We start from the raw sequence: 24,151 nt of genomic DNA, 5'->3' as shown, positions 1-24,151 counted from the left end.
CTTGCCAGCCGGGGGTGCCAACACCGCCCCATGCGGTGTCGTACGCGGCCCCTCCTGCTTCAGTTCCCAACGGAACTCAGGCCCGAATGATTGCGCAAGTGAAAATAGACTTCATGAGTAAATACCCAAAGGCAGCCACACTTCAGGGCGCCTGGCCCCGCAGCAGGGCATGGCAGCGCTCCTCGTGCTGGGCAATTTCGGCCAAAGTGACTTGAATGTCGTCGAGCTGCTGCTGCAGCTGCAGCCGGTGCTGGGCCAGCACGCTCAAGAAGGCGCGCAGCTGCGGCGCCTGGTCGGACTGGCTGTCGTACATGTCCACCAGCTGCTTGATTTCCTGCAGCGACAGCCCCAGGCGCTTGCCGCGCAGCGTGAGCTTGAGCCGCGTGCGGTCGCGGTGGGTGTAGACACGGTTGCGCCCCTCGCGCGCGGGCATGAGCAAGCCCATGTCCTCGTAAAACCGAATCGCCCGTGGGGTGATGTCGAACTCATGCGCCAAGTCTGTGATGGTGTAGAGCGGGTCACCAGCCAGCGTCGACGCATCCACGGCACCTGGGGTGTGGGGCACAGATGGATCATCCAAATCGGGACTCATGGCTACACTGGCCTTCTTGACGTTTACGTTAACGTGAGTCTATCCCCATGACCAACGCCCACGAATCCCAGCTCCACTTCCCCTTGGGCGACGCCCTGCCTGGCAACGCCACCACGCTGGAGCTGCGTCCGGGGCTGCGCTGGGTGCGCATGCAGCTGCCCTTTGTACTGAACCACATCAATCTGTGGCTGCTGCGCGATGAGCTCGACGGCCGCCAAGGCTGGACCGTGGTGGACTGTGGCCTCAACAACGAGGCCACAGTCCAGGCCTGGGAGCAGATTTTTGCCACCGAGCTGGACGGCCTGCCGGTGTTGCGTGTGCTGGTGACGCACTTTCACCCCGATCACATGGGCTTGGCGCACTGGCTGACCGAACACTGGAGCACGCCCACCACCCCTTGTCGGCTGTGGATGAGCGCGGCCGACTACTACCTGGCCCGCCTGGCCAGCGGCAGCACCGTGGGCATGGGCGGCGCCAGCGCCACCGACTTCTTCATCAGCCACGGCCTGAGCGACCCCCAGACCCAGGCCTATGTCCGCGCCCGCTCCGACTACTACCCCAGCATGGTGCCGGTGGTGCCCGCGAGTTTTCAGCGCCTTATGGATGGGCAGTGCGTGCGCATCGGGGGCATGGACTGGCGCTGCATTGCCGGTCATGGCCACGCGCCCGAGCACATCAGCCTGCACTGCCCCGAAGCGGGCCTGCTGATTTCCGGCGATATGGTGCTGCCGCGCATTTCCACCAATGTCTCGGTGGTGGACATCGAACCCGACGCCGACCCGCTGCGCCAGTACTTGGACTCGCTGCGCCGCTTTGAGGGCTTGCCTGAAGACACCCTGGTGCTGCCCGCCCACGGCCGCCCCTTCCAAGGCTTGGCCACGCGTTTGACCCAGCTGCATGAGCACCACGCCGAACGCTTTGAGCTGGTGCTGCAGGCCTGCGCCCAGCGCCCGCAGCATGCGGCCGACCTGTTGCCGCAGCTCTTCACGCGCGCGCTGGACATGCACCAAGCCACTTTCGCCATGGGCGAGGCCATCGCCCACTTGCACGCTCTTTGGCACCAAGGCCGACTGCAGCGTCAGCTCGGCGCTGACGGCGTGTACCGCTTCAGCGCCGTGGCCGCCTGAGCCCTCAGGCGCCCTGCAACACGGGCGCCTGAAACTGCCGCAGCTGCTGGCGCAGGGCCTGGTAGTCGGGCAGGCGCGCCGCCACCACGGCCCAAAAGCGCGGGCTGTGGTTCATCTCGTGCAGGTGCGCGAGTTCATGCACCACCACGTAGTCGATGAGTGCCAGCGGCGCGTGCACCAGGCGCCAATTCAGCCGTATGCGCCCGTCGGCGCTGGCACTGCCCCAGCGTGTGCGCGCCGCACTGAGGCTGAGCGAGCGCGGCTGCACACCCATGGCCGGCGCATGGTGGGCCAGACGCTGTGCAAACAGCTGCCGCGCCTGCTGCTGCAGCCAGCGCGCGGCGGCCTCGCCCAGCTCGGGCGCGGGCGTGCCGGGTTCAAAGTTCAGCCACAAGCGCGCTACGCCGTCGGCCACCGCGGGTTCCAGACGCGCCGCACCGCGCGCCACACCAGGCTCGGGCTGGCATTGCAGCTGCAGCAAGCCGCCCAAATAGGGCAGCTGCATGCCATCGGCAAAGGCTTGCTGGGCCGCTTGCTGTTGGTGCAGCTGCACCTGGCTCTGCGCGAGCTTGCGCAGCACCCAGGCGGCTTTGCTGCGCACCGCGTCTTCCGCCTGGGCGCGGCTGACCCAGCGCGGCACCGCCACTTCCAACTGGCCGTGACGTATGGTCAAGCCAATGCTGCGCCGCGTGGCACGGCGCAGGGTGTAGCTCACACGCTGGCCCTGCAGCAGCAGCTCTGCCGCCGCACCGTCGGCGCCTCCCTGGGCGGCAGGGGCCATGGGGCTCAGGCCGGGTCCTGGTAGGCCAAAGGGTCGAGGCGGCGCATCTCGGTCTCGATCCAGGCTTCCACTTCGCGCATCAGCGCCGTGGGCTCACGCCCTTGCGAGGGGATGGGCGCGCCGATGGAAATATCCACCACGCCAGGACGCAGCAAAAAGCTGCGGCGCGGCCAGCAGCGCGCCGAGGTCACGGCAATGGGCACCACGGGCGTGCCCGTGGCCACGGCCAGGCGCGTGCCGCCGCTTTTGTATTCACCCTGGCTGCCACGCGCCACGCGCGTGCCTTCGGGGAACATGATGACCCAGTTGCCCAGGCCGGCCAGGCGCTTGCCCTGCGCCAGCACCTTGGCCCAGGCCTCGGAGCGGCGGCCGCGGTCGATGTGGATCATGTCCATGCGCGCCATGGACCAACCAAAGAAGGGGATGTAGAGCAGCTCGCGCTTGAACACATAGGCCATGGGGTGAGACATCAGGGCCGGATAGGCAAAAGTCTCCCAGGCGCTTTGGTGCTTGGACAGCAGGATCACGGCGTTGCGGCGGTCCTGCGCGGTGGGCAGGTTCTCCATGCCTTGCACGCGCCAGCGCACGCCGCAAATCCAGCGTGCGCCGTAGGTGGCCGCACGCAGCCAGCTCGCGGCCGTCCAGTACACCGCGTCACCCCGAGTGAACAGCGACACCAGCAACACCGCCATCGTCCAAGGCACGACGGTGACGATCAAATAAACCAAAAACAGCGCAGAGCGCAAAGCAGAAAGCAGCATCAATGAGGGGCTCCGGAAACGGCAGCGCCCGCAGCGCCGCCTTCAATCAGTTCTTCAGCAAAAGCAGCCAGGTCGCGGTGAACCCGCGCACCCGGCACCTGGCTCACCAGCTCTTTGAGCTGCGCTTCGTTCAAATGCGCCACACGCCCGCCCAGCAGCAAGTGGGCGTGGCAGCCCGCCGCCTGCGCGGTGTGCAAGTCCCGCACGCTGGCCCCCACCAGATGCACCTGGCGCAGGTCCACATCAAAGCGCTCGGCAATTTGCTGCAGCAAACCCGGCAGAGGTTTGCGACAGCTGCAGCCGTCGTCCGGGGCGTGGGGGCAGAAAAACGCGGCGTCGAGCCGCCCGCCCTGGGCGGCCAGCATCTGGTTGAGCCGCAGGTGAATGGCGTTGAGGCTGGCCATGTCCAGCAGCCCGCGTCCGATGCCGGGCTGGTTGGTGGCCAGCACGGTGTGCCAGCCCGCCTGGTTCAGCCGCGCCACCGCCTGCAGTGCGCCGGGCAAGAGCTCCAGCTCCTCGGGGGATTTGACGTGGTCATCGCGGTAGCGGTTGAGCGTTCCGTCGCGCCCGAGGATGACCAGTTTCATGGCCTGGCTGTGGTCTTGGCGGCTGGGCATAGGGCCTCGCGTGACAGGGGTTCAGGTGGCCAGGCGGGCCAGATCGGCCACCCGGTTCATGGCCCCATGCAGCTGACCCAGCAGCGCTTGGCGGTTGGCCCGCAGCGCCGGGTCTTCGGCATTGACCATCACAGACTCAAAAAACGCATCCACCGGCGCGCGCAGCGCGGCCAGCACGGTCAGTGCGGCGGCGTAGTCGTGCTGCTCAAAGAGCGTGTCGGCCTGCGGCTGCAGCTGCGCCAGCGCGGCGGCCAGGGCCTGCTCGGCGCTTTCTTGCAGCAAGGCGGCGTCCACCTGCGTGGGGCGCTGGCCCTCGATCTTTTTCAAGATGTTGGACACGCGCTTGTTGGCCGCAGCCAGCGCCGCTGCCTCGGGCAGCGCGGCAAAGCTGCGCACGGCCTGCAGGCGGCGCGGCACATCGCCCAGCTGCGCGGGCGACAGCGCCAGCACGGCGTCCACTTCCTGCGCGCTATAGCCCTGCTCGCGCAGCGTCACGGCCAGGCGGTCGTGGAAGAAGCTCAGCAGCGCCTCGCTGGGGTCTTGAATCAGCTCGCCAAAGGCCGGACGCACGGCTTGCAAAAGCGCGGGCAGCGGCAGGGGCAGGTTCTTCTCGACCAGGATGCGAATCACGCCCAGCGCGTGGCGGCGCAGCGCAAAGGGGTCTTTATCGCCCGTGGGCAGCTGGCCAATGCCAAACAGCCCCACCAGGGTTTCGAGCTTGTCGGCCAGGGCCACCACCGTGCCGGTGTGGTTGCGCGGCAGCTCGTCGCCGGCAAAGCGGGGCTTGTAGTGGTCTTCGATGGCGATGGCCACGCCGTCGCGCAGGCCTTCGTGGCGCGCGTAGTAGCCGCCCATGATGCCCTGCAGCTCGGGGAACTCACCCACCATGTCGGTGAGCAAATCGGCCTTGGCCAGCAGCGCAGCTTGCTGCGCCTTGGTGTCCAGCACATCGAAATGGTCTTTGGCGTCCACGGTGTAGGGCACGGTGGCTTCACGCAGCAGCTTCACGATGGCATGGGCAATGGCGCGCACGCGCTGCACACGCTCACCCTGGCTGCCGAGCTTGCCGTGGTAGACCACCTTGTCCAGGCCCGGCACGCGCTCGGCCAGCGTTTTCTTGCGGTCCTGGTCGAAGAAGAACTTGGCATCAGCCAGGCGCGGGCGCACCACGCGCTCGTTGCCCTGCACCACCGCGCTGGCATCGGCCGGGGCGATGTTGGACACCACCAGGAAGTGGTGCGTGAGCTTGCCCTGCGCATCCAGCAGCGGGAAGTACTTCTGGTTGGCCTTCATGGTCAGGATCAGGCATTCCTGCGGCACGGCCAGGAATTCCGGCGCGAACTGGCAGTGCAGCACCTGCGGGCGCTCGACCAAGGCGGTGACTTCGTCCAGCAGCGCTTCGTCCTGGATGGGCGTGAGGCCCAGCGGGCCCGCTGCGGCTTGCAGCTGGCGCAGCAGCTCGGCACGGCGCGCGTCAAACGAGGCCAGCACCGCACCCTCGTTCTGCAGCTGCTGGGCATAGCTGTCGGCGTGCTGAATATCGATGTGCGGCGCTGCGGCCTCAAAGCGGTGACCCTTGGTGCGGCGCCCCGCCAGCAAGCCCAGCACGCTGACGTCCACCACCGACTCGCCGTGCAAAGCCACCAGGGCATGGGCTGGGCGCACAAACTTCACATCCGTCCAGCCATCGGCCAGCTGGTAGCTCATGACCTTGGGGATGGGCAGCTTGCTGAGGGTCTCATCCAGGGCTTTTTGCAGGCCATCTTGCAGGCTCACGCCTTGCACCACGGTGTCCACAAACAAGGCCTCGGCCTTGCCATCGGGCAGGCGCTGCAGGCGTGGCAAAACTTCCGCGCCCAGGCCCAGAGCGCCGAGCTTTTTGAGCAGCGCGGGTGTGGGCTGGCCCTCGGCCGTGAGGGCCACGGCCACGGGCATGAGCTTGTGCTGCACGGGCTTGTCGGCGGCCTTGGCCGCCACGCCTTGCACATGCACACCCAGACGCCGGGGCGAGGCAAAGGGCGTCACCGCCGCGGCTGCCTCGCACAGTCCCTGGGCCTTGAGGCTGTCAGACAGCGCCGTGGCAAAGGCTTCGCCCAGCTTCTTGAGGGCCTTGGGGGGCAGCTCTTCGACAAAGAGCTCCACCAGCAGGTTGTTCACGGTGCTCATGCTTCAGGCCACCTTTTTGTTCTGGTTGTCTTTCTCGATCTTGGCCAGCACCTCGTCGGCCCAGGCCTTGGGGGCCATGGGGAAGCCCAGCCGCGCGCGGCTGTCCACATAGCTTTGCGCCACGGCGCGCGCCAGGTTGCGGATGCGGCCGATGTAGGCAGCGCGCTCGGTCACCGAAATGGCACCGCGTGCATCGAGCAGGTTGAAGGTGTGGCCGGCCTTGAGCAACTGCTCGTAGGCGGGCAGCGCCAGCTGCTGCGCCATGAGGTGCTGGCTTTGCTTTTCGTGCGCGGCAAAGGCCTGCAGCAGGAAGTCCACGTCGCTGTGCTCGAAGTTGTAGGTGGACTGCTCCACCTCGTTTTGGTGGAACACATCGCCATAGGTGATGTCAGGCGCGCCGTTTTGCCCTTGCACATACACCAGGTCGTAGATGGATTCCTTGCCCTGCAAATACATGGCCAGACGCTCCAGCCCGTAGGTGATCTCGCCGGTGGCGGGCTTGCAGTCGATGCCGCCGACTTGCTGGAAGTAGGTGAACTGCGTGACTTCCATGCCGTTCAACCACACCTCCCAGCCCAGGCCCCAACAGCCCAGCGTGGGGTTTTCCCAATCGTCTTCGACGAAGCGCACATCGTTCTGCTTCAAATCAAAGCCCAGCGCTTCGAGCGAACCCAGATAGAGCTCCAGGATGTTGGCCGGTGCGGGCTTCAACACCACCTGAAACTGGTAGTAGTGCTGCAGGCGGTTGGGGTTGTCGCCGTAGCGGCCGTCCTTGGGGCGGCGGCTGGGCTGCACGTAGGCGGCCTTCCAAGGCTCAGGCCCCAACGCGCGCAAGAAGGTGGCGGTGTGGCTGGTGCCGGCACCGACTTCCATGTCGTAGGGCTGCAAGAGCGCGCAGCCTTGGCGCGACCAATAGTCTTGAAGACGCAGAATCAGTTGCTGGAAACTCAGCATGGCATCGGTGGTTGCGGCAAAACGCCCGATTCTACGAGCCACCACCCCGCTGGTTAGAACTCAAGCTGCGGGGGATGGCGCCGCACGCCGCACCAGCGTGGGCGCCAGCAGCAGCAAGGCCGCCACCCACAGCGGCCAAAGCCCCGCAGCCGCGAGCCAGCGCGCATAGGGCGTAGCGCCGCTGCGCCCCTGCACCTGCACCTCCAGCACGCCCGCGGTTTCGGCCGGCAGGCGCGCCAGCACCTGGCCTTGGTGGTCCACATGCGCGGTGGCGCCGGTGTTGGTGGCGCGCACAAAGGGACGCTGAAACTCCAGCGCCCGCATGCGTGAGAACTGCAGATGCTGGTCTTGCACCATGCGCGGGCCAAACCAGGCCAGATTGCTGGCGTTGATGAAGACGGTGGCCGCGGCCTCGCCCTGCGCCAGCGCGCTGACGGCGAAGTCCTCGCCAAACAAATCTTCGTAGCAAATCAGCGGGCGCAAGTGCTGGCCCTGCAGCAGCAAGGGCCGCTGGTGCTGGCCGCTGGCCTGGCTGTCCATGGGGATGTTCAGCGCACGCACAAACCAAGCAAAGCCCGGCGGTATGAATTCACCGAAAGGCAGCAGGTGGCGCTTGCCATAGGCATAGGGCTGGGCCAGCCCCAGACCCACCATGGAGTTCACAAAACCCTCGTCGGCATTGCCCAAAAAACTGCCCAGCAGCACGGGCCGCGCCAGCGCGGCGCGGTGCAGCGGCTCGGCCTGCTCGGGCGGCAACCACAGCAGCGGCACGGGCAGCACGGACTCGGGCGTGATCACCAAGTCGCCTTGCGCACGCTCGATCTGCCCCACCATGCGCTTGAGCTGCACCCCCCAATGCTCGGGGTCAAACTTTTGCGATTGCGGCACATTGGGCTGCACCAGCGAGACCCGCAAGCTGCCTGTGCTGTGCGTGAAGTCTTGCGGCAGCCACAGGGCCGCCAACACCAGGGCAGGTGCGGTCAAGACCCAACGCGCTCTGGGCTGCTGGAACAGCTGCGGCGCCAGGGCCAAACAAGCCGCCAGCAGCGCCGCCACCGCGCTCAAGCCATACACCCCCACCCAGGGGGCCAGCGCACGCAAGGGGCTGTCGGTATGGGCGTAGCCGCTGGCCAGCCAGGGAAAGCCGGTGAAGGCCTGCGCGCGGGCCAGCTCGGCCGCAAGCCAAGTCCCCACCAGCGCCAGCACCTCCACACCTGCGCCCCAGCGGCGGCGCGTGCGCCAACGCCCCAGCAGCGCAAAGGGCAGGGCATAGAACAGCGCCAAGAAGGCAGCCAGCAAAAGCACCGCCGCAGCTGACAAGAGCGCGGGCAGGTGGCCGTAGTGGTGCAGGCTGATCCAGATCCACCAAATGCCGCTGCCCAGCCAGGCCAGCGCAAACGCCCCGGCCTGCCAAAAGCTGCGCCGGGCATCGGCGCGAGACAAGGCCGCAAACAGCCACAGCAAGGCCAGCAGTTGCAGGCCCCAACGGGTGCCAGGCGCAAAGGCCGCCGTGTGCAGCACGCCCGCAGCCAGCATGGCCACAGGGTGGACCAGCGCTTGGCGCAGGCCCGCCAAAGACAGGAAGCGACTCACAAGGTTTCGGCCGTTTCGGCGTGCGGTGCGATGCGCTGCACCTTGTACCAACGCACAGCCCCGCCGCGCGTGAGCATCACCGCAAAGCGCAGGCCCTGCAGGTCCACATGCTCGCCGCGACGCGGCACGCGCCCGTGCTGCTGCGCCAGCATGCCGCCGATGGTGTCGAACTCGTCGGGCGGCAGTTGTAGGCCAAAGCGCTGGTTCACTGCCGCGATGCCCGCATCACCCGCCACTCGGTGGCTGCCATCGGCCAGGGTGTAGATGCCGGCATCGCCCTCGTCCTCATCGAATTCGTCTTCGATTTCGCCAACGATTTCTTCCAGCACGTCCTCGATGGTCACCAAGCCCGCCGTGTTGCCGAACTCGTCGATGACAATGGCCAGGTGGTTGCGGTTGGAGCGAAAGTCGCGCAGCAGCTCGTTGAGCGCCTTGCTCTCGGGCACAAACACCGCCGGGCGCAGCAGCGCACGCAAGTTGAGCTCGGGGGCGCGGCGCAGTTTGAGCAGGTCTTTGGCCAGCAGAATGCCGATGATGTTGTCACGCTGCCCGTCGTAGACAGGAAAACGCGAATGCCCGGTCTCGATCACGGTGGCGAGCAAATCGTCGGTGCTGGCCTGGATGTCCAGCAAATCCATGCGCGGTGCGGCCACCATCACGTCGCCGGCCGACAAATCGGCCATGCGCAGCACGCCCTCGAGCATCTGGCGTGATTCCGGCGCGATGAGCTCACGCTCCTCAGCATCGGCCAGGGTTTCAATCAATTCACTTTTGGAATCCGGCCCCGGATGCAGGAATTCCAAAACCCGGTCCAACAATCCCCGGGTATCGTGGGGGCGAGCGCCCGGCTTGGGCGGTCGACTCGGCTGAGGTTCGGACACAGTCGTCGTGTCGTAGTGAAGAAGGCGTCAGAATAACCCATGCCCGCCACCGTGCGCCTGCACCTGGTTTGCACCATTGCCGCGGCGGCGCGACCCTTCACCAAAAATTCATGTGAGCCCTGCTATGTCTGACACACTCATCCCTGCCACCATCGTCACCGGCTTTCTCGGTTCGGGCAAAACCACGCTGCTCAAGCGCGTGCTCACCGAGGCTCACGGTCAAAAAATCGCCGTCATCGAAAACGAGTTTGGCGAAGAAAACATCGACAACGACATCCTGGTGGCCGACACCGAAGAGCAAATCATCCAGCTCTCCAACGGCTGCGTGTGCTGCACCATCCGCGAAGACCTGCGCAGCACGCTCAGCACCCTGGCGGCCAAAAAGCGCAAGAGCGAGCTGGACTTCGATCGCGTGGTGATTGAAACCACCGGCCTGGCCGACCCGGGCCCCGTGGCCCAGACTTTTTTCATGGATGACGAAGTGGCCGAGTCCTTCTTGCTGGACTCCATCCTGACGCTGGTCGACGCCAAGCACGCCAACGAGCAGCTCGACACACGCCAGGAAGCGCGCCGCCAGGTGGGTTTTGCCGACCAGATCTTTATCAGCAAGTCCGAACTGGTGGAGCCCGCCGCGCTGGACGCGCTGATGCACCGCCTCAAGCACATGAACCCGCGCGCACCCCAGCAGCGCGTGCACTTTGGCGAGGTCGATCTGGCCAGCGTCTTTGACCTGCGCGGCTTCAACCTCAACGCCAAGCTGGAAATCGACCCCGACTTCCTCAAGCCCGAAGAAACCCACGCGCACGGCCATAAGCACCACGATCACACGCACTGTGACCACGACCATGGGCATTGCGATCACGATCACGGCCATGAGCATGGACACAACCACGAGCACGGCGAACACTGCCAGCACCCGCACCACCACCATCACGACGACGACGTGAAGTCCTTCGTGTTCCGCTCCGACAAGGCTTTCAACCCGGCCAAGCTGGAAGATTTCCTCGGTGCCATCGTCCAGGTCTACGGGCCCAAGATGCTGCGCTACAAAGGCGTCCTCTATATGAAGGGTACGGACAAGAAGGTGATCTTCCAGGGCGTCCACCAGCTCATGGGATCAGATTTGGGCCCGAAATGGCTTCCCAGCGAGAAAAAACAGAGCAAGATGGTGTTTATCGGCATCGATTTACCCAAGGAAATCCTGCTCAGCGGCCTTGAAGGCTGTTTGGCATAAGCCCAACGCCCTCAAATGCCCTGGGGCTGCGCCGGGGCAGGATGGCTACAATCCGCCGCGCCCTGAGTTCCGCCGGAACCCAAGGTACCGCCCGCCACCAGCGCGCAGCCGCCAGGAGAGTGCATGAGCAAGACCACGGCAACGTCCCGCAACACCGCCCCAACCAGGGCCGCGGGCAAGCTCGCCGCCCTGCCTCCCTCCAACGAATCTGAACCTACCCGCAACCCTGTGAAGCCTGATCCCAAACTCGCCAATGCTTGGAAAACCAAGTCCGGTAGTGATCTGACTGACGCGGAAGTTCTGGCCATGCCAGATTCCGAGTACATGAACGACAAGCAGATCGCCTTCTTCCGCCGGAAGCTCAACGCGCTGCGGGACGATTTGCTGTCCAACGCGGGTGAAACCACCGAACACCTGCGCGAAGACACCACCATCGTGCCGGACCCCGCTGACCGTGCCACCATCGAGGAAGAGCACGCTCTGGAGCTGCGCACGCGCGACCGCGAACGCAAGCTGCTGAAGAAAATCATGCAGTCCCTGCAGCGCCTGGACAGCGGCGAATACGGCTACTGCGACGAAACCGGCGAGCCCATCGGGCTGGGCCGTCTCATCGCACGCCCCACCGCCAACCTCTCTCTGGAAGCCCAGCAGCGCCGCGAACTCAAACAAAAGATGTTTGGGGACTGAGTCTTCTGAAGACTTGGCCCCTGGGCTGAATACGCAGCATGTCAGAGTCCAAAGAAAGCGCAAATTTCCTCCAGAAGTTGGCACGCTTTGTTACCTATCCCGCGACAGATTGGGCTGACATTCACTCGCGCGGGGATGAGTCTGACAACGACGCTGCCAAGGCCGAGCTGCGCGCCATGATTGAGCGCAAGCGCCGCAACGACTTTGTGCGCAAACGCGAGTTGGACATGCTGCGGCGCATTCGGCGTGAAGGCCTCTCGCCGGAGCAGTTGGCGGCTTTGGGCAGCATGGTGGCCAACTCAGCCATCGATGAAGTGCCCCGCCCCAGCGAGCTGGGGCACCGACCCGAACAAGTCAAGAACAAGATCGACCAGATCGAGCGCCAGATGGTGCACGAGGGCTTGACCATGGGTCACGCCCCGGCTGCGGCTGCGGCTGCCACGGCACGCGCACTGCCAGCAGCGCGCAGCGCGCCCGCCACCCCCAGCACATCCACCGCGGCAAGTTCAGGGCAGCGCGGCACCTCGACCCTGAGCACCATTCCCGCCTCAAGGCCAAGCAGCGCCACACCCACCGGGCATGCACCCACGGAAGCGACGTCGCTGGAAATCAACGAGTTCGCACTGGACGAGGTACTCAGCGAAGCCGCCCTGTGTTTTGCCCGAGGCCAGGAACTGGAGGCCGAGGCCTTGCTGCGTGATTTGGTGGCCCCAGGCGCCCCACGTGAGCAGCACATGGACACCTGGCTGGTGCTGATGGACCTCTACCGCGCCACAGCCCAGCAAGAGCGCTTTGAATCCCTGGTGCCGGAATATGTGCAGCGCTTCGCACGCTCTGCACCTCAGTGGATTTCTCTGCCGCAGCTTTGCACCGAGACCCGCTCAGCGCTCATGCCTTGGACCGAGGTGCAGCCGCTGTGGACCTGCCCTCAGCAGTTGATGCCCGAGGATGTTCGGGCGTTGGCTCAACGCTGCGAACTGCAGAGTTCACCCTGGCTGATGGACTGGAGTGCCTTGCGCCAAATTGATGGCGCTGCCGCACAGGCTTTGTTGAGCCTGCTGCAGGGCTGGGACCGCCAAGGCGCCGAGCTGCGTTGGCACGGCGCCGAGCGGCTGCTGAGCACGCTGGCGGCACTGACACCTCAAGGGCAGCGCAACACGGATGCTGCGCTGTGGCTGCTGCATCTGGAGGTGCTGCGCCTTAGCCACCGCCCGGTGCGCTTTGACGAAGTCGCTATCGACTACTGTGTGACTTACGAGGTGTCCCCACCGTCCTGGGAAAGACCGCGCTGTCGCGTGCTGGCACAAGAGCCTACCGACGGCTCGCAGTCGCGCGCCAGCAGCGTGCTGGATGGCGGCGCAAGCACCTTCTTGGAGTCCCTGCAAAGTGATTTGGCGCCAACGGCCGGGCATATGGAGCTCACCGGCATACTCAGCGGCGACATCAGCGCCAAACTGGCTGAGCACAGCACGGCGCTGACTGCAGCCACAGACATCACAGTCTCCTGCGGGCGGCTCATCAAGCTCGATTTTGAAGCCGCAGGCGATCTGCTCAACTGGGTGCTGAGCTGCAATGCGCAGCGGCGCACCGTGCGCTTTGTCGACGCCCACCGTTTGGTGGCACTGTTCCTCTTGGCCATGGGGTTTGAGCAGCACGCTCGCATCAAAGTTCGGCAGAGCTGACATTGCCGCCGCAGCGCGGGCTTGCAATGCCCGGCCATGCCCCTATATGAGGTGGCTATGCACAACGAATCTCCCCCCCAGTTCCACGGCACCACCATCGTGAGTGTGCGCCGTGGCCAGCAGGTGGCCATCGGCGGCGATGGTCAGGTCACGCTGGGCCACATCGTGGTCAAGTCCAGCGCGCGCAAGGTGCGCAAGCTCTACCGCGAGCAGGTGCTGGCGGGCTTTGCCGGCGCCACGGCCGACGCCTTCACGCTGTTTGAGCGCTTTGAATCCAAGCTGGAAAAACACCAAGGCCATTTGGTGCGCGCCGCCGTGGAGCTGACGCGCGACTGGCGCACCGACCGCGTGCTGCGCCGCCTCGAAGCCATGCTGGCGGTGGCCGACCGCCACAGCTCGCTCATCATCACCGGCAACGGCGATGTGCTCGAGCCCGAACAAGGCATTGTGGCCATCGGCTCGGGTGGTGCCTACGCGCTGGCTTCGGCCAAGGCCCTGCTCAACCACAGCGAACTCGGTGCAGCCGACATCGTCAAGCGCAGCCTGGAAATCGCTGGCGAGATCTGCATCTACACCAACGGCAACCACACCATCGAGACACTGGAATGACCCGCTCTGCCATGACCCCTCAGGAAATCGTCTCGGAGCTGGACCGCCACATCGTCGGCCAGCAAGAGGCCAAGCGCGCCGTGGCCATTGCGCTGCGCAACCGCTGGCGGCGCCAGCAGGTGGATGAAAAGCTGCGCGGCGAGATCACGCCCAAGAACATCCTCATGATCGGCCCCACCGGCGTGGGCAAAACCGAGATTGCCCGGCGCCTGGCCAAGCTGGCCGACGCGCCCTTCATCAAGGTCGAAGCCACCAAGTTCACCGAGGTGGGCTATGTGGGCAAGGACGTGGACACCATCGTGCGCGACTTGGTGGACATGGCCATCAAGCAAGAGCGCGAGCGCCAGATGCGCCTGCAGCGCGCGCGCGCCGAAGACGCGGCCGAGGAGCGCATCCTCGACGTGCTCGTGCCTCCGCCCGCCCGCAGCACCGGCGAGTTCGGTTTCGCCACCTCGGCTCCGGCAGCACCACCCCAGGACAATGCCGCACGGCAGACCATGCGCAAACGCCTGCGCGAAGGTGTGCTGGACGACAAGGAAATCGAAATCGACCTGGCTGAGGCACGCCCCACCATGGAAATCCTGGGCCCCCAGGGCATGGAGGAAATGGCCGAGCAGCTCAAAGGCATGTTCTCCCATCTGGGCGCGGGCAAGCGCAAGACGCGCAAGCTCAGCATCAAAGAAGCACTCAAGCAGCTGGTGGAGGAAGAGGCCGGAAAGCTGGTGAACGACGAGGAAATCAAAGCCGCCGCCCTGGCCAATGCGCAGGACAACGGCATTGTGTTCATCGACGAAATCGACAAAGTGGCCAGCCGCGCCGAGCACGGCGGGGCCGATGTCTCGCGCCAGGGTGTGCAGCGCGATTTGCTGCCGCTGGTGGAGGGCACCACGGTGTCCACCAAGCACGGCATGGTCAAGACCGACCACATGCTGTTCATCGCCTCAGGCGCTTTTCACCTGGCCAAGCCCAGCGACCTCATTCCCGAGCTGCAAGGGCGCTTCCCCATCCGCGTGGAGCTGGGCTCGCTGTCGGTGGACGACTTCCAGGCCATCCTCACCAGCACCCATGCCAGCTTGGTCAAGCAATACCAAGCATTGCTGGCCACCGAAGGGCTGCAGCTGGAGATTGCCGAGGACGGCATTCGCCGTCTGGCGGAGATTGCCTACGAGGTGAACGAGCGCACCGAAAACATCGGCGCGCGGCGCTTGGCCACGGTGATGGAGCGGCTGCTCGACGAGCTGAGCTTTGACGCCCACAAGCACGCCGGGCAGACCGTGGTGCTGGGTGCGGCCGAGGTGGACGCCAAACTCAGCGCGCTGGCCGCCAACGAGGACTTGAGCCGCTTCATCCTCTGAAGCAGCGCAGCGCTCAGCCGCGCTGCGCCTGCAGGGCCAGCAGGCCGTCGAAGATGAGCGAGTCCACCAGCTCGTGGCGCACTTCCAGGGTGGGAGAGACCTTCCACCCGGCGCCGCCCGTCATCAGCGTCACGGGTTCTTTGCCGCAGCGCCGCCACAGATGGCGGTGCATGCGCTCGATGGCACCGGTGATGGCGTAGGTGCCGCCGCTGGTCAACGCATCGGAGGTGTTGGTGGGGAACTCGCGCACCTCGCCCGTGGGCACATGCAGCCCCGCCGTGCCGCCTTCGAGCGCGCGCAGCATGATGCCGTGGCCGGGGAGGATGAGCCCACCCAAAAAGCAGCCCTGCGGGTCCAGCGCGTCCACCGTCACCGCCGTGCCCACCATCACCACCAGGCAGGGCGGCAGCGTGCTGCTGTTGGCGTAATGCGCCAGCACGCGCTGGCGCGCACCGATCATGGCCACAAAGCGGTCCGCGCCCAAGCGGCTGGGGTGGTCGTAGCCATTGCGCACGCCACCGCCTTCGGGGGCAGGCACCACCCAGCGCGGCGCCACATCCCACTGCTCCATCTGGTCCTCAACACGGCGGCGCACCGCCTCTGAGGCCACATGGCAGCCCAGCACGGCGCTGGGTGCGGGCATCTGGGCCCAGTCGTTTTCTTCGAGCTGATCTACGTTGTCGAGGAACTGCGCGCCATGAGCCAGCACGGTGCTGCCCGGGCGCCCTTCAGCGTAAAGCGCCCACTTCAAGCGGGTGTTACCGATGTCGATGGCCAAAAAGCTCATGGGGTGATGAAGGTAGTGACGGGCAATGCGTGCGCGGTTGCGAGCCTAGCAGCATCGCACACCCCCGCCAGCCCAGACGCACCCTCAGATGAGAAGGGGCGTGCGCAACCCAACTCGCACGCCCGCCTCTGCAGCGTCAACCCATCACCAAATTGGGCAGCCACAGCGAGATGGCCGGCACATACGTCACCAGCAACAGAAAGCCCAGCATGGTCAGCAGCCAGGGCCAAACCGCCACGGTCAGCTCGCTGATGCCCATCTTGGTGATGCCCGAAGCCACATAGAGGTTCAGCCCCACGGGCGGGTGGCACATGCCCACTTCCATATTGACCACCATGATGATGCCGAAGTGCACCGGGTCTATGCCCAGCTTCATGGCGATGGGAAAGAGGATGGGCGCGAGGATGAGCACGATGGAGCTGGGCTCCATGAAGTTACCCGCCGCCAGCAGCAGCACATTGGAGATGAGCAAGAAGCCGATCACGCCCACGCCGGTGCCAATCATGGCGTCGGCCATGGCTTGGGGGATGTTCTCGTGCGTCATCAGAAAGCTGAACAGCACCGCGTTGGTGATGATGTAGAGCAGCATGGCGCTCATATTGGCGCTGGCCAGCAACACGCGCGGCACATCCTTGAGGCCCATGTCCTTGTAGATGAACACCGCCGTGATGAAGGCCCACACAGCGCTCATTGCAGCGGCTTCTGTGGGCGTGAAGATGCCGCTGTAGATGCCGCCCATGACGATGACGATGAGCAACAAGCCCCAGAAAGAATCGCGCAGTGCCTGCCCGCGCTCACGCCAACTGGCCTTGGGCTGACGCGGGTAGTTGAACTTGCGCGCGCGCCACCAAGTGGTGAAGCCCAGCAAGAAGGCCAACATCAAACCCGGCACCACACCCGCCATGAAGAGTTTGCCCACCGAGGTGTTGGTGGAGACCGAGTACATCACCATCACGATCGAGGGCGGAATAAGAATGCCCAGCGCCCCCGAGGTGGTGATGACACCCGCGCCAAAGCGATTGGGAAAACCTGCCTTGACCATGGCTGGCAACAGGATGGAACCAATGGCCACCACCGTGGCGGGCGACGAGCCCGACACCGCCGCAAACAAAGCACAAGCCAGCACCCCACCCAGCCCCAAGCCACCGTGGAAGTGCCCCACCATGGAGGTGGCAAAACGGATCATGCGCTTGGCCACGCCACCATGGGTGAGGAAGTTCCCCGCCAGGATGAAGAAGGGGATGGCCATGATCTCGAACTTCTCGATGCCGGTGAAGAGCTTGAGCGCCACCGACTCGATGGGCACCTGCGTCATGGTGAACAAAAAGCCCAGCACCGTCAGGCCCAGTGAAATGGAGATGGGCATGCCCGTGAGCATGAGCAACAGCAGCAGCCCAAAGATGATGAGTGCATTCATCGTGCGTCTCCCTTGCCGTGGGGGTGCAGGTTGTCGTCCATGCGGTAGATGGCGTCGGGCTCGTCATCCAAGCCGTCCACATGCCCATGGTCGTGATGGGGCAGCTCGCCGGTGCGCCAGTAGCTCACGGCCACTTGCAAAAAGCGAAAGCACATCAGCGAAGAGCCCAGCGGAATGGCCGAATACACCACCCAGGTGGGCCATTCCAGATCGGGGGTGGTGGGCCCTTCGTACATGCCCTCAACACCAAACCCAAGGCGGCTGTAGAAGGCGTAGTGCGCGCCGTTCTCCCACACAAATGTGGCCCCCAGCGTGGCGATGATGCCGGTGAACAGTGCACCCGCAAGCAGGCCGAAGAGCACGAAGTGGCGCCGACGCGCTTCGCTCAGGCGGTTGATGAGCACATCCACACCCACGTGAATGCCTGTGCGCACGCCGTAGGCTGCGCCGAACTTGGCCATCCAGACGAAGAGGATGATGCACAGCTCCTGGGCCCAGCCAAAGTTCATGCGCAACATCAGGTCTTGCACGCCAGGAATGGCAAAGCCCGAGAGATAGCGGTGCACCACCGCCGCGAAGATGATGAGCGTGGCTGCACCGATGAAAACGGTGATCAGCAGCTCTTCGAGTCGATCCAGCCAGCGCATATCGTGGCTCCTCAAAGTATCAGGCCCGGCCTGCCGTGGCAGCACAGCGGCACGGGCCCAAGGGGTGGAACGGGTCAGAGCTTGCTGGGGTCGAAGGATGTCTCCTTGTAGACCGACTCAATCACGTCCTTGCCAATGCGCGAGGCCATGTCCTCGTGCACCTTCACCATGGCCTTTTTGAGCGCCAGTCGCTCAGCGGGCGTGGGTTGGTAGACCTGTGTTTTGCCCGAGCTGCGCACCTTTTCCAGGGCTGCGTCGTTTTCTTCCTTGGCAATCTTGTTGGCGTAGACCGTGCTCTCTTGCATGGCCTGCTCCAGCTTGGCGCGCACATCGCCAGGCAGGGCATCCCAGAACTTTTTGTTGGTGATGACGGCATAGCCCAGATAGCCGTGCTCGGTCAGGCTCACGTGCTTTTGCACCTCGTGCATTTTTTGCGTGAAGAGGTTGCTGTGCGGGTTTTCAGTGCCGTCCACCACGCCGGTTTGCAGCGCCTGATAGACCTCGGAGAAGGCCATCATCTGCGGCAGTGCGCCGATGCTGCGCATCTGCGCTTCCAGCACCTTGCTGTTTTGAATGCGCATCTTCAGGCCCTTGTAGTCCTCCAGGCCCTTGAGCGGACGGTTGGCGCTGAAGGACTTGAAGCCGTTGTCCCAAAATGCCAAGCCCTAGATGCCACGCCCTTCCAGTCGCCCCAGCAGCTGGCGGCCCACGGCGCCCTGGGTCACCTTGTGCAGCTCGCTGTAGTTGTCGAAGATGAAGGGCAGGTCAAAGACTTCAAACTCCTTGGCGCCCAAGGGACCGAACTTGGCCAGCGAGGGCGCGAGCATTTGTACCGCCCCCAGCTGCAAGGCCTCCATCTCCTCTTTGTCTTTGTACAGCGTGCTGTTGGCGTAGACCTCCACCTTGACCTTGCCGCTGGTGAGCTCGGCCGCGCGCTTGGCAAAGAACTCAGCGGCCTTGCCCTTGGGGGTGTCGCCAGCCACCACGTGGCTGAACTTGATGACGATGGGGCTTTGCGCGTGAACCGACAGCGCAGCCGCCGCCAGGCCCAGGGCCAGCAATACACGGCGAGTGAGGGTGTGAGGCATGAGCTTCATGAACGTCTCCTTGGATCGCAACGGGTGGCCCCGTCGGGTGTTGGGTCTGGTGCATTGTGAAAAACCAGCAGCAGGGCGTCAGTTGTGGACTTCCACATTCGTGCCGACTCTGAGTGCACACCGCCACAGCTGCTTCTAGACTGCGGGCATGAGCCGCGCGCCAAACCCGCATGAGCTGCGGGTAAACCCCGAAACCCCATCCGCCACACCGCGTGCCCTGTGGTGGGTGCCGCTGGCGCTGTCGCTGCTGTTTGTGGGGGCCATTCTGGTGTGGGCGCGTGCCATGGACAGGCTGGAGCACGAGCAAGCGCGCGAAACCCTCATCACCGATGCGCTGAGCCTGGAGGCCCAACTGCGCAGCCGCTTGGAGCACGAAAACCAGCAGCTGGCCTTGCTGGCACAGCAGCTCGGTCGCGCGCAGCGCCAGGGCCAACCCATTGCGGCCCAAGCCTTTGCCGCACTGCCCACGGTGCAAGAGGGGCTGCAGCGGCTGTGGATCAGCGTCACCTGGCTGGACGCCCAACACCGCGTGCGCGCCAGCGCACCTGCGGGCGCCCCCAAGCCGGAGAACACCGACGGGCTGTCCCTGCATCTGAGCGCCCCCATCGATGGCAGCGGGCAACTGGTGCTGCGCTACGCACCGTTGCAGCTGCTCAAACGCGGCGTTCCCTGGTGGCTGGCGCGCAAGTACGAGGTGCAGGTGGTAGACAGCGCCGGGCAGGTGCTGGCCTCTACGCTGGAGCAGCGCAACCTCGACCCACGCGAGGCGCAGCGCCACCGCACTGCGCAAACCCAGGGTCTGAGCTACCGCCTGGCCTTCCCCGGCCCGCTGCTCAATGAGCTCGAAGCCAGCCCCACCTTCGACGACGCCATGCTGGAGCTGCAGCAGCGCGAACCCCTGCCCCGCACGCTGCGCCCCCTGGCGCTGGTGTTGATTGCCGGCTTTGTGGTGCTGCTGGCGCTGTCCAGCGTGATGTTGCGCCAGCGCTGGCACCAGCTGCTGCAAGCCGAAGCCAAAGGCCGCACTGAAGCCGCCTGGCGCGCCGCCATGGAAGACAGCGCCCTGGTGGCGCTGCGCGCGCGCGACCTGCAAGGCCGCTTGCTCTACGTGAACCGCACGCTGTGCGATATGGTGGGCTACAGCGCCGAGGAGCTGCTGGCCTGCCGCGGCCCCATGCCCTACTGGCTGGCCGAAGACCACGAGGCCACGCTGCAGCGTCTGCAGCGCATCTTGCAAGGCCAGGCCCCGCGCGAGGGCTATGAGGCGCACTGGCGCCACCGCCAAGGCCAGGTGCTGGACGTGATGGTGTTCGAGTCCCCCCTGGTCGACGCACAAGGCCAGCATGTGGGTTGGATGGGCTCCATCGTTGACATCACCGAGCGCAAACGCCTGCAGCAGCGCGAAGCCCGCCAAACCGAGCTGCAGGCCCACCACGCGCGGCTGACCATGCTGGGCGAGATTGCGGCCACGCTGGCGCATGAACTCAACCAGCCACTCACGGCCATTGCCAGCTACAACGCCGGGGTGCAGAACTCGCTGCAGCAGCTCGGCGTGAGCGACGCGCGCGTGCTGCAAGCCGTGCAACGCATTGGCGAGCGCGCCCAGCAAGCCGGCCAGGTGGTGCAGCGCATCCGTGCCTATTTGACGCGGCGCGAACCCCAGCGCGAGCCCTGCCATCTGCCGCGCATCGTGGAGCACGCCAGCGCGCTGTTGCGCGGTGAGTTCACGCGCCTGCGCATTGACTTTCAAGTGCATCAACAGGCCCCCTTGCCCGAGCTGCAAGGCGACACCGTGCTGCTGGAGCAGGTGCTCATCAACCTGCTGCGCAATGCCGCCGATGCACTGCAGGAGCGGCCCATGCCGCGACGCATTCAGGTCTGGCTGCAAGCGCTGCCCGATGGGGGCGTGGGCGTGCAGGTGCAGGACAACGGCCCCGGGCTGCAAGGGCGTGCCGGCGAGCTGCTCTTCGAACCCTTTTACTCCACCAAGGCCGAAGGCATGGGCATGGGGCTGGCGATTTGCCGCTCCATCCTCGAATCCCACGGCGCGCGCCTGCAAGCCAGCGAGGCCCCCGGCGGGGGGGCGCTGATGCAGTTCGACCTGCCCCCCGCCCCCACAAGCACACCACCGCCATGAACCCCTCTGATGCTGGCAGCGGCTGCGTTTTCGTGGTCGACGACGATCCCGACATCCGCGACGCGCTGGACTTCTTGCTCAGCTCGCGCGGCCTGGCCGTGCGCACCTTTGCCGCCGCCGCCGAGCTGCTGCAGTGGCTGGACGCGCAAAGCGCCGCGCCGCAGGGCGTGTTCCTGCTGGACATCCGCATGAGCCCCATGAACGGCAACGAGCTGCACGAAGCCCTGCTGCAGCGCGGCCTGCGCAACCCCGTGCTCTTTCTCACCGGCCACGGCGACATTCCCATGGCCGTGGCGGCGCTGCAGCGCGGCGCCTTTGACTTCATGGAAAAGCCCTGCAGCGACAACGCCTTGGTGGACAAGCTCATCCGCGCCCTGCGTGTGGACGCGGCACGCCACGCCACCGACGCCCAGGCCGCTGAACGCAGCGCACGCTTTGCCAGCCTGACCGAGCGCGAGCGCGAAGTCATGCCCCTGGTGGCGCGGGGCTTGTTGAACAAGCAGATTGCCGACGCGCTGCATGTCTCGGTGCGCACCGTGGAAGTGCACCGCGCCCGCGTCTTTGGCAAGCTGGGCCTGCACAGCGCGGCAGAGCTGGCCACGCTGCTGTCACAGCACAACGCGGCCGACGCGGCCTGAAACACCTCAGCGCCAAATCCGGTAGGCCCAGAACGCCTCTTCATGCGAGATGCCCAAGCGCAGCTGCTCCGGGCTAAAGCCCGTGATGCGCCGTGTCTCGCGGCACAAATGGGCCTGATCGGCATAGCCATGGTCTTGCGCCACTGCGCTCCACACCACCTCGCCCTCGGTCATGGCGCGGCGCATGTCGGAGAACATCTGCTCGCCGCGCAGCAGCTGGCGCAACACCCGGGGCGACTGCCCAGCCCAGCGCTTGAAGCGCCGCTCCAGCTGCCGCAGGCTCTCCCCACGGCCCGAGGCCACCGCGCGCAACGCCAGGTTCTGTGCCCAATCCCGGTAGGGGAAGTTCAGGCCCTGGGCAGCGCAATGGTTGCGCCAGCGCGGCACAAGAAAGGCCTCCAACAGCTGTTGGCAATGGGCTTCATCGTTGGCGCTGAGCATGGCGCGGTTCAGCGCGGCCCACTCCGGCCCGGGCAGCGCTGCATCGGTGAGATGCACATCCACCAGCTCCGGCAATGAAATGCCGGTGAGCGCATGCAAGGCATCGGGGCTGAACACCGCCGTGAACATGCGCAAGCCCCCCTCGGCCACAAAGCGAACCGGCCTTGTGCGCGGGCCCGCCACATACACCCGCGAGGCCAAGGGCTGCCACTGGCCCTCGGGCCCCAGCTGCCAGCTCTGGCCTTGCAGCGTCCAGGCAATACCGCAGTACGAGGTGGCCGGAAAGTGAGTGTGGCGCTGGGCCTCGGTCAAGCCGTCAGCGCGCGCAGTGTCGCGCCACAGATAGGCCTGAACACAGCCCCCCAACGTCAGGCTGGGCACCATCAGGCGCGATACGGTGTCAGGATGCAGATCAACTTTCATTGAAAACCAGTGTAGGCAAGCGCCCGTTCTCCGCAGCGTCACCCCCTGCAATCGGGTGGGCGCTGATGTCGCTAGGCTTCAATACGGCGCGCAAGCCCGCCCCACAAAGTGGCCAGAACACAACCCACTGACTCGCCATGAGCACACTTGCCTCGGATGGCCTCCCCCCCGACAGTCGCCCTCCTTTCCACGCCGCGCGGCTACAAAACGGCTGGATGGGCTGGCGCACTTTTCTTGACATGCACCGCGACTATTTGGGTGCTGCGCAGCAGCGTCTGAGCCTGGGCGATTTGGTCTATTGCCGCGTGTTGCATGAGTCGACCTGGGACGTGCACCACCCGGCCTTGGTGCGCGAGCTGATGGTCGGGCATGCCGCGCACCTGGTGCGCTGGGAGCGCGGCATCGAGGTCTTTCGCCAGGCGCATGGCAACAGCGTCATCGTGTCCGAAGGCGAGGTCTGGCAGCAGCGGCGCCGCCTCATGCAAGCGGGCTTTGCGCCACGGCGCGTGGAGGGCTTGTGTGGCGCCATCAACCACGCTTGCGAGCGCGCCGTGCAAACCCTGGAGCCGGGCGGCGTGGACTTTGAACAGTGGGTGACGCGGCTGACCATGGAGATCATCCTCGACGCTCTCTTCAGCGGCGACTATGAGGGCACCCCGGAGGCGGCCTCCGCCGCCGTGCACCACATCAGCGTACAAGGCATGCGGGACTTCTTCTGGCCTTTTGCCCCACCGCAGTGGCTGCCCTGGCGGCGACGTCAACGCCAGGCGCTGGGGCAGCTCGATGGGCTGGTGCGCTCAGCGCTGCAGCTGCGCCAGCAGTACACCGGCACTGAAAAAGGCGATTTGCTGGACTGGCTGATGGCCCTGCGCGACGAACAGGACCAAAGCTTGAGCCTTGAGGCCCTGCGCGATGAATGCATGACTTCCTTTTTGGCCGGACATGAAACCACCGCCAGTGCCCTGACCTGGTGGGCGTGGTGCATGGCCGCAAACCCCGAGGCTCAGGCGCAGGTGCACCGTGAGCTGTGCGAGGTGCTCGGCGCAGCTGCGCCCAGCGCCGCGACGCTGCCGCGCCTACCCTGGCTCAGCGCCTCTCTCAAAGAGGCCATGCGCCTGTACCCGCCAGTACCCGTGCTGTTTGCGCGCCGCCTCAAGGCCGATATCGAACTGGGCGGCCACACCCTGCGCCGTGGTGCCTTGCTGCGCGTCACGCCCTGGCTGCTGCACCGCGACCCGCGCTGGTGGCAGGCGCCGCAGGCCTTCCTGCCGCAGCGCTTCATGCCGGGCATGGGCCACAGCGAGCCGCCACGCGGCGCCTACCTGCCCTTTGGTGCCGGGCCACGTTCCTGCCTGGGCCAGCACTTCGCCATGCTGGAGATGACACTCGTTGCCGCGGCGCTGCTGCTGCGCTTTGAGCTGCGCCCGCTGCCAGCCGAACCCACCCCCCAGCCGGCACTCAACGTCACGCTGCGCCCGCAAGCCTCCCTGAAGTTGCTGCTGCATCCGCGGGCGTGAGCGCTCGG

20 protein-coding genes and 2 pseudogenes are annotated in these 24,151 nt (G+C 65.5%); 9 read left to right on the top strand and 13 right to left on the bottom strand.

Annotated elements, in window-relative coordinates; genetic code table 11:
• Positions 1-142: 142 nt before the first annotated feature.
• The gene (locus tag ACG0Z6_RS11350; protein WP_394461949.1) at positions 143-544 is read right to left on the bottom strand and encodes a MerR family transcriptional regulator; all 402 of its coding nucleotides are present in this window, start codon (positions 542-544) and stop codon (positions 143-145) included.
• A 95-nt stretch (positions 545-639) separates the two neighbouring features.
• Here ACG0Z6_RS11350 and ACG0Z6_RS11345 point away from each other — a divergent pair, with 95 nt between their 5' ends.
• The gene (locus tag ACG0Z6_RS11345; RefSeq protein WP_394461438.1) at positions 640-1,719 is read left to right on the top strand and encodes an MBL fold metallo-hydrolase; all 1,080 of its coding nucleotides are present in this window, start codon (positions 640-642) and stop codon (positions 1,717-1,719) included.
• Between the two features lie 4 nt (positions 1,720-1,723).
• Here the strand turns inward: ACG0Z6_RS11345 and ACG0Z6_RS11340 are convergent, their stop codons facing one another.
• From ACG0Z6_RS11340 to ACG0Z6_RS11310, 7 genes are read right to left on the bottom strand one after another with little or no spacing between them, the layout of a single operon-like run.
• Positions 1,724-2,500, bottom strand: a complete 777-nt coding sequence (locus ACG0Z6_RS11340; RefSeq protein WP_394461437.1) for a M48 family metallopeptidase — start codon at positions 2,498-2,500, stop codon at positions 1,724-1,726.
• Between the two features lie 5 nt (positions 2,501-2,505).
• A complete protein-coding gene (locus ACG0Z6_RS11335) occupies positions 2,506-3,261 on the bottom strand; it encodes a lysophospholipid acyltransferase family protein (RefSeq protein ID WP_394461436.1) in 756 nt (251 codons plus the stop codon).
• Positions 3,261-3,848, bottom strand: coding sequence for a D-glycero-beta-D-manno-heptose 1,7-bisphosphate 7-phosphatase (gmhB, locus tag ACG0Z6_RS11330; RefSeq protein WP_394461435.1), 588 nt, complete (start codon positions 3,846-3,848; stop codon positions 3,261-3,263). Before gmhB ends, ACG0Z6_RS11335 begins: the two co-directional genes overlap by 1 nt.
• 51 nt (positions 3,849-3,899) lie before the next feature.
• Positions 3,900-6,044: a glycine--tRNA ligase subunit beta gene (glyS, locus tag ACG0Z6_RS11325; RefSeq protein WP_394461433.1), complete on the bottom strand. Its 2,145-nt coding sequence runs from the start codon at positions 6,042-6,044 to the stop codon at positions 3,900-3,902.
• Positions 6,045-6,047: 3 nt separating this feature from the next.
• Complete coding sequence (glyQ, locus tag ACG0Z6_RS11320) at positions 6,048-6,998, bottom strand: glycine--tRNA ligase subunit alpha (RefSeq protein ID WP_394461431.1); 951 nt, start codon at positions 6,996-6,998, stop codon at positions 6,048-6,050.
• A gap of 60 nt (positions 6,999-7,058) precedes the next feature.
• Positions 7,059-8,591 (bottom strand): apolipoprotein N-acyltransferase, encoded by a 1,533-nt coding sequence (gene lnt / locus ACG0Z6_RS11315; protein WP_394461429.1) that lies wholly within the window; start codon positions 8,589-8,591, stop codon positions 7,059-7,061.
• Entirely contained in the window at positions 8,588-9,472 is an 885-nt protein-coding gene (locus ACG0Z6_RS11310; RefSeq protein WP_394461427.1) for an HlyC/CorC family transporter, read from the bottom strand. The genes lnt and ACG0Z6_RS11310 overlap by 4 nt, the downstream gene beginning before the upstream one ends.
• A 124-nt stretch (positions 9,473-9,596) precedes the next feature.
• Here ACG0Z6_RS11310 and ACG0Z6_RS11305 point away from each other — a divergent pair, with 124 nt between their 5' ends.
• The 5 genes and pseudogenes from ACG0Z6_RS11305 (at position 9,597) to hslU (ending at position 15,039) form a co-directional block, all read left to right on the top strand.
• Positions 9,597-10,706 carry a CobW family GTP-binding protein gene (locus ACG0Z6_RS11305; RefSeq protein WP_394461425.1) on the top strand — a complete coding sequence of 370 codons (1,110 nt, stop codon included), beginning with the start codon at positions 9,597-9,599 and terminating at the stop codon, positions 10,704-10,706.
• Between the two features lie 231 nt (positions 10,707-10,937).
• Positions 10,938-11,393, top strand: a pseudogene (dksA, locus tag ACG0Z6_RS11300) (RNA polymerase-binding protein DksA); the annotation flags it as partial.
• 38 nt (positions 11,394-11,431) lie between these two features.
• Positions 11,432-13,075: an STAS domain-containing protein gene (locus ACG0Z6_RS11295; RefSeq protein ID WP_394461423.1), complete on the top strand. Its 1,644-nt coding sequence runs from the start codon at positions 11,432-11,434 to the stop codon at positions 13,073-13,075.
• Between the two features lie 57 nt (positions 13,076-13,132).
• On the top strand, positions 13,133-13,684 hold the full coding sequence (gene hslV, locus ACG0Z6_RS11290; RefSeq protein WP_394461421.1) for an ATP-dependent protease subunit HslV: 552 nt from the start codon (positions 13,133-13,135) through the stop codon (positions 13,682-13,684).
• Between the two features lie 11 nt (positions 13,685-13,695).
• Positions 13,696-15,039, top strand: coding sequence for an ATP-dependent protease ATPase subunit HslU (hslU, locus tag ACG0Z6_RS11285; protein ID WP_394461947.1), 1,344 nt, complete (start codon positions 13,696-13,698; stop codon positions 15,037-15,039).
• 13 nt (positions 15,040-15,052) lie between these two features.
• Here hslU and ACG0Z6_RS11280 read toward each other — a convergent pair whose 3' ends face one another.
• The 4 genes and pseudogenes from ACG0Z6_RS11280 to ACG0Z6_RS11265 all read right to left on the bottom strand — a co-directional run bounded on the left by ACG0Z6_RS11280 (position 15,053) and on the right by ACG0Z6_RS11265 (position 18,978).
• Positions 15,053-15,826, bottom strand: a complete 774-nt coding sequence (locus ACG0Z6_RS11280; RefSeq protein ID WP_394461418.1) for a type III pantothenate kinase — start codon at positions 15,824-15,826, stop codon at positions 15,053-15,055.
• 136 nt (positions 15,827-15,962) lie between these two features.
• Positions 15,963-17,243: a TRAP transporter large permease gene (locus ACG0Z6_RS11275; RefSeq protein ID WP_394461416.1), complete on the bottom strand. Its 1,281-nt coding sequence runs from the start codon at positions 17,241-17,243 to the stop codon at positions 15,963-15,965.
• Positions 17,240-17,890: a TRAP transporter small permease gene (locus ACG0Z6_RS11270; RefSeq protein WP_394461414.1), complete on the bottom strand. Its 651-nt coding sequence runs from the start codon at positions 17,888-17,890 to the stop codon at positions 17,240-17,242. The genes ACG0Z6_RS11275 and ACG0Z6_RS11270 overlap by 4 nt, the downstream gene beginning before the upstream one ends.
• A 74-nt stretch (positions 17,891-17,964) precedes the next feature.
• Positions 17,965-18,978: pseudogene (locus ACG0Z6_RS11265) on the bottom strand (TRAP transporter substrate-binding protein).
• Between the two features lie 157 nt (positions 18,979-19,135).
• On the opposite strand from ACG0Z6_RS11265, the gene ACG0Z6_RS11260 reads away from it, so the two are divergent.
• Positions 19,136-21,124, top strand: a complete 1,989-nt coding sequence (locus ACG0Z6_RS11260; protein ID WP_394461412.1) for a two-component system sensor histidine kinase NtrB — start codon at positions 19,136-19,138, stop codon at positions 21,122-21,124.
• On the top strand, positions 21,121-21,762 hold the full coding sequence (locus ACG0Z6_RS11255; protein ID WP_394461410.1) for a response regulator transcription factor: 642 nt from the start codon (positions 21,121-21,123) through the stop codon (positions 21,760-21,762). Before ACG0Z6_RS11260 ends, ACG0Z6_RS11255 begins: the two co-directional genes overlap by 4 nt.
• A gap of 6 nt (positions 21,763-21,768) precedes the next feature.
• Here the strand turns inward: ACG0Z6_RS11255 and ACG0Z6_RS11250 are convergent, their stop codons facing one another.
• Entirely contained in the window at positions 21,769-22,626 is an 858-nt protein-coding gene (locus ACG0Z6_RS11250) for a helix-turn-helix domain-containing protein (RefSeq protein ID WP_394461407.1), read from the bottom strand.
• 137 nt (positions 22,627-22,763) lie between these two features.
• Here ACG0Z6_RS11250 and ACG0Z6_RS11245 point away from each other — a divergent pair, with 137 nt between their 5' ends.
• Positions 22,764-24,143 carry a cytochrome P450 gene (locus ACG0Z6_RS11245; RefSeq protein WP_394461404.1) on the top strand — a complete coding sequence of 460 codons (1,380 nt, stop codon included), beginning with the start codon at positions 22,764-22,766 and terminating at the stop codon, positions 24,141-24,143.
• Positions 24,144-24,151: the final 8 nt, after the last annotated feature.

The sequence above is a fragment of the Roseateles rivi genome (assembly GCF_043555845.1).
Taxonomy (GTDB): Bacteria; Pseudomonadota; Gammaproteobacteria; order Burkholderiales; family Burkholderiaceae_C; genus Roseateles; species Roseateles rivi.
This window is presented reverse-complemented; position numbering and strand designations above follow the sequence as displayed.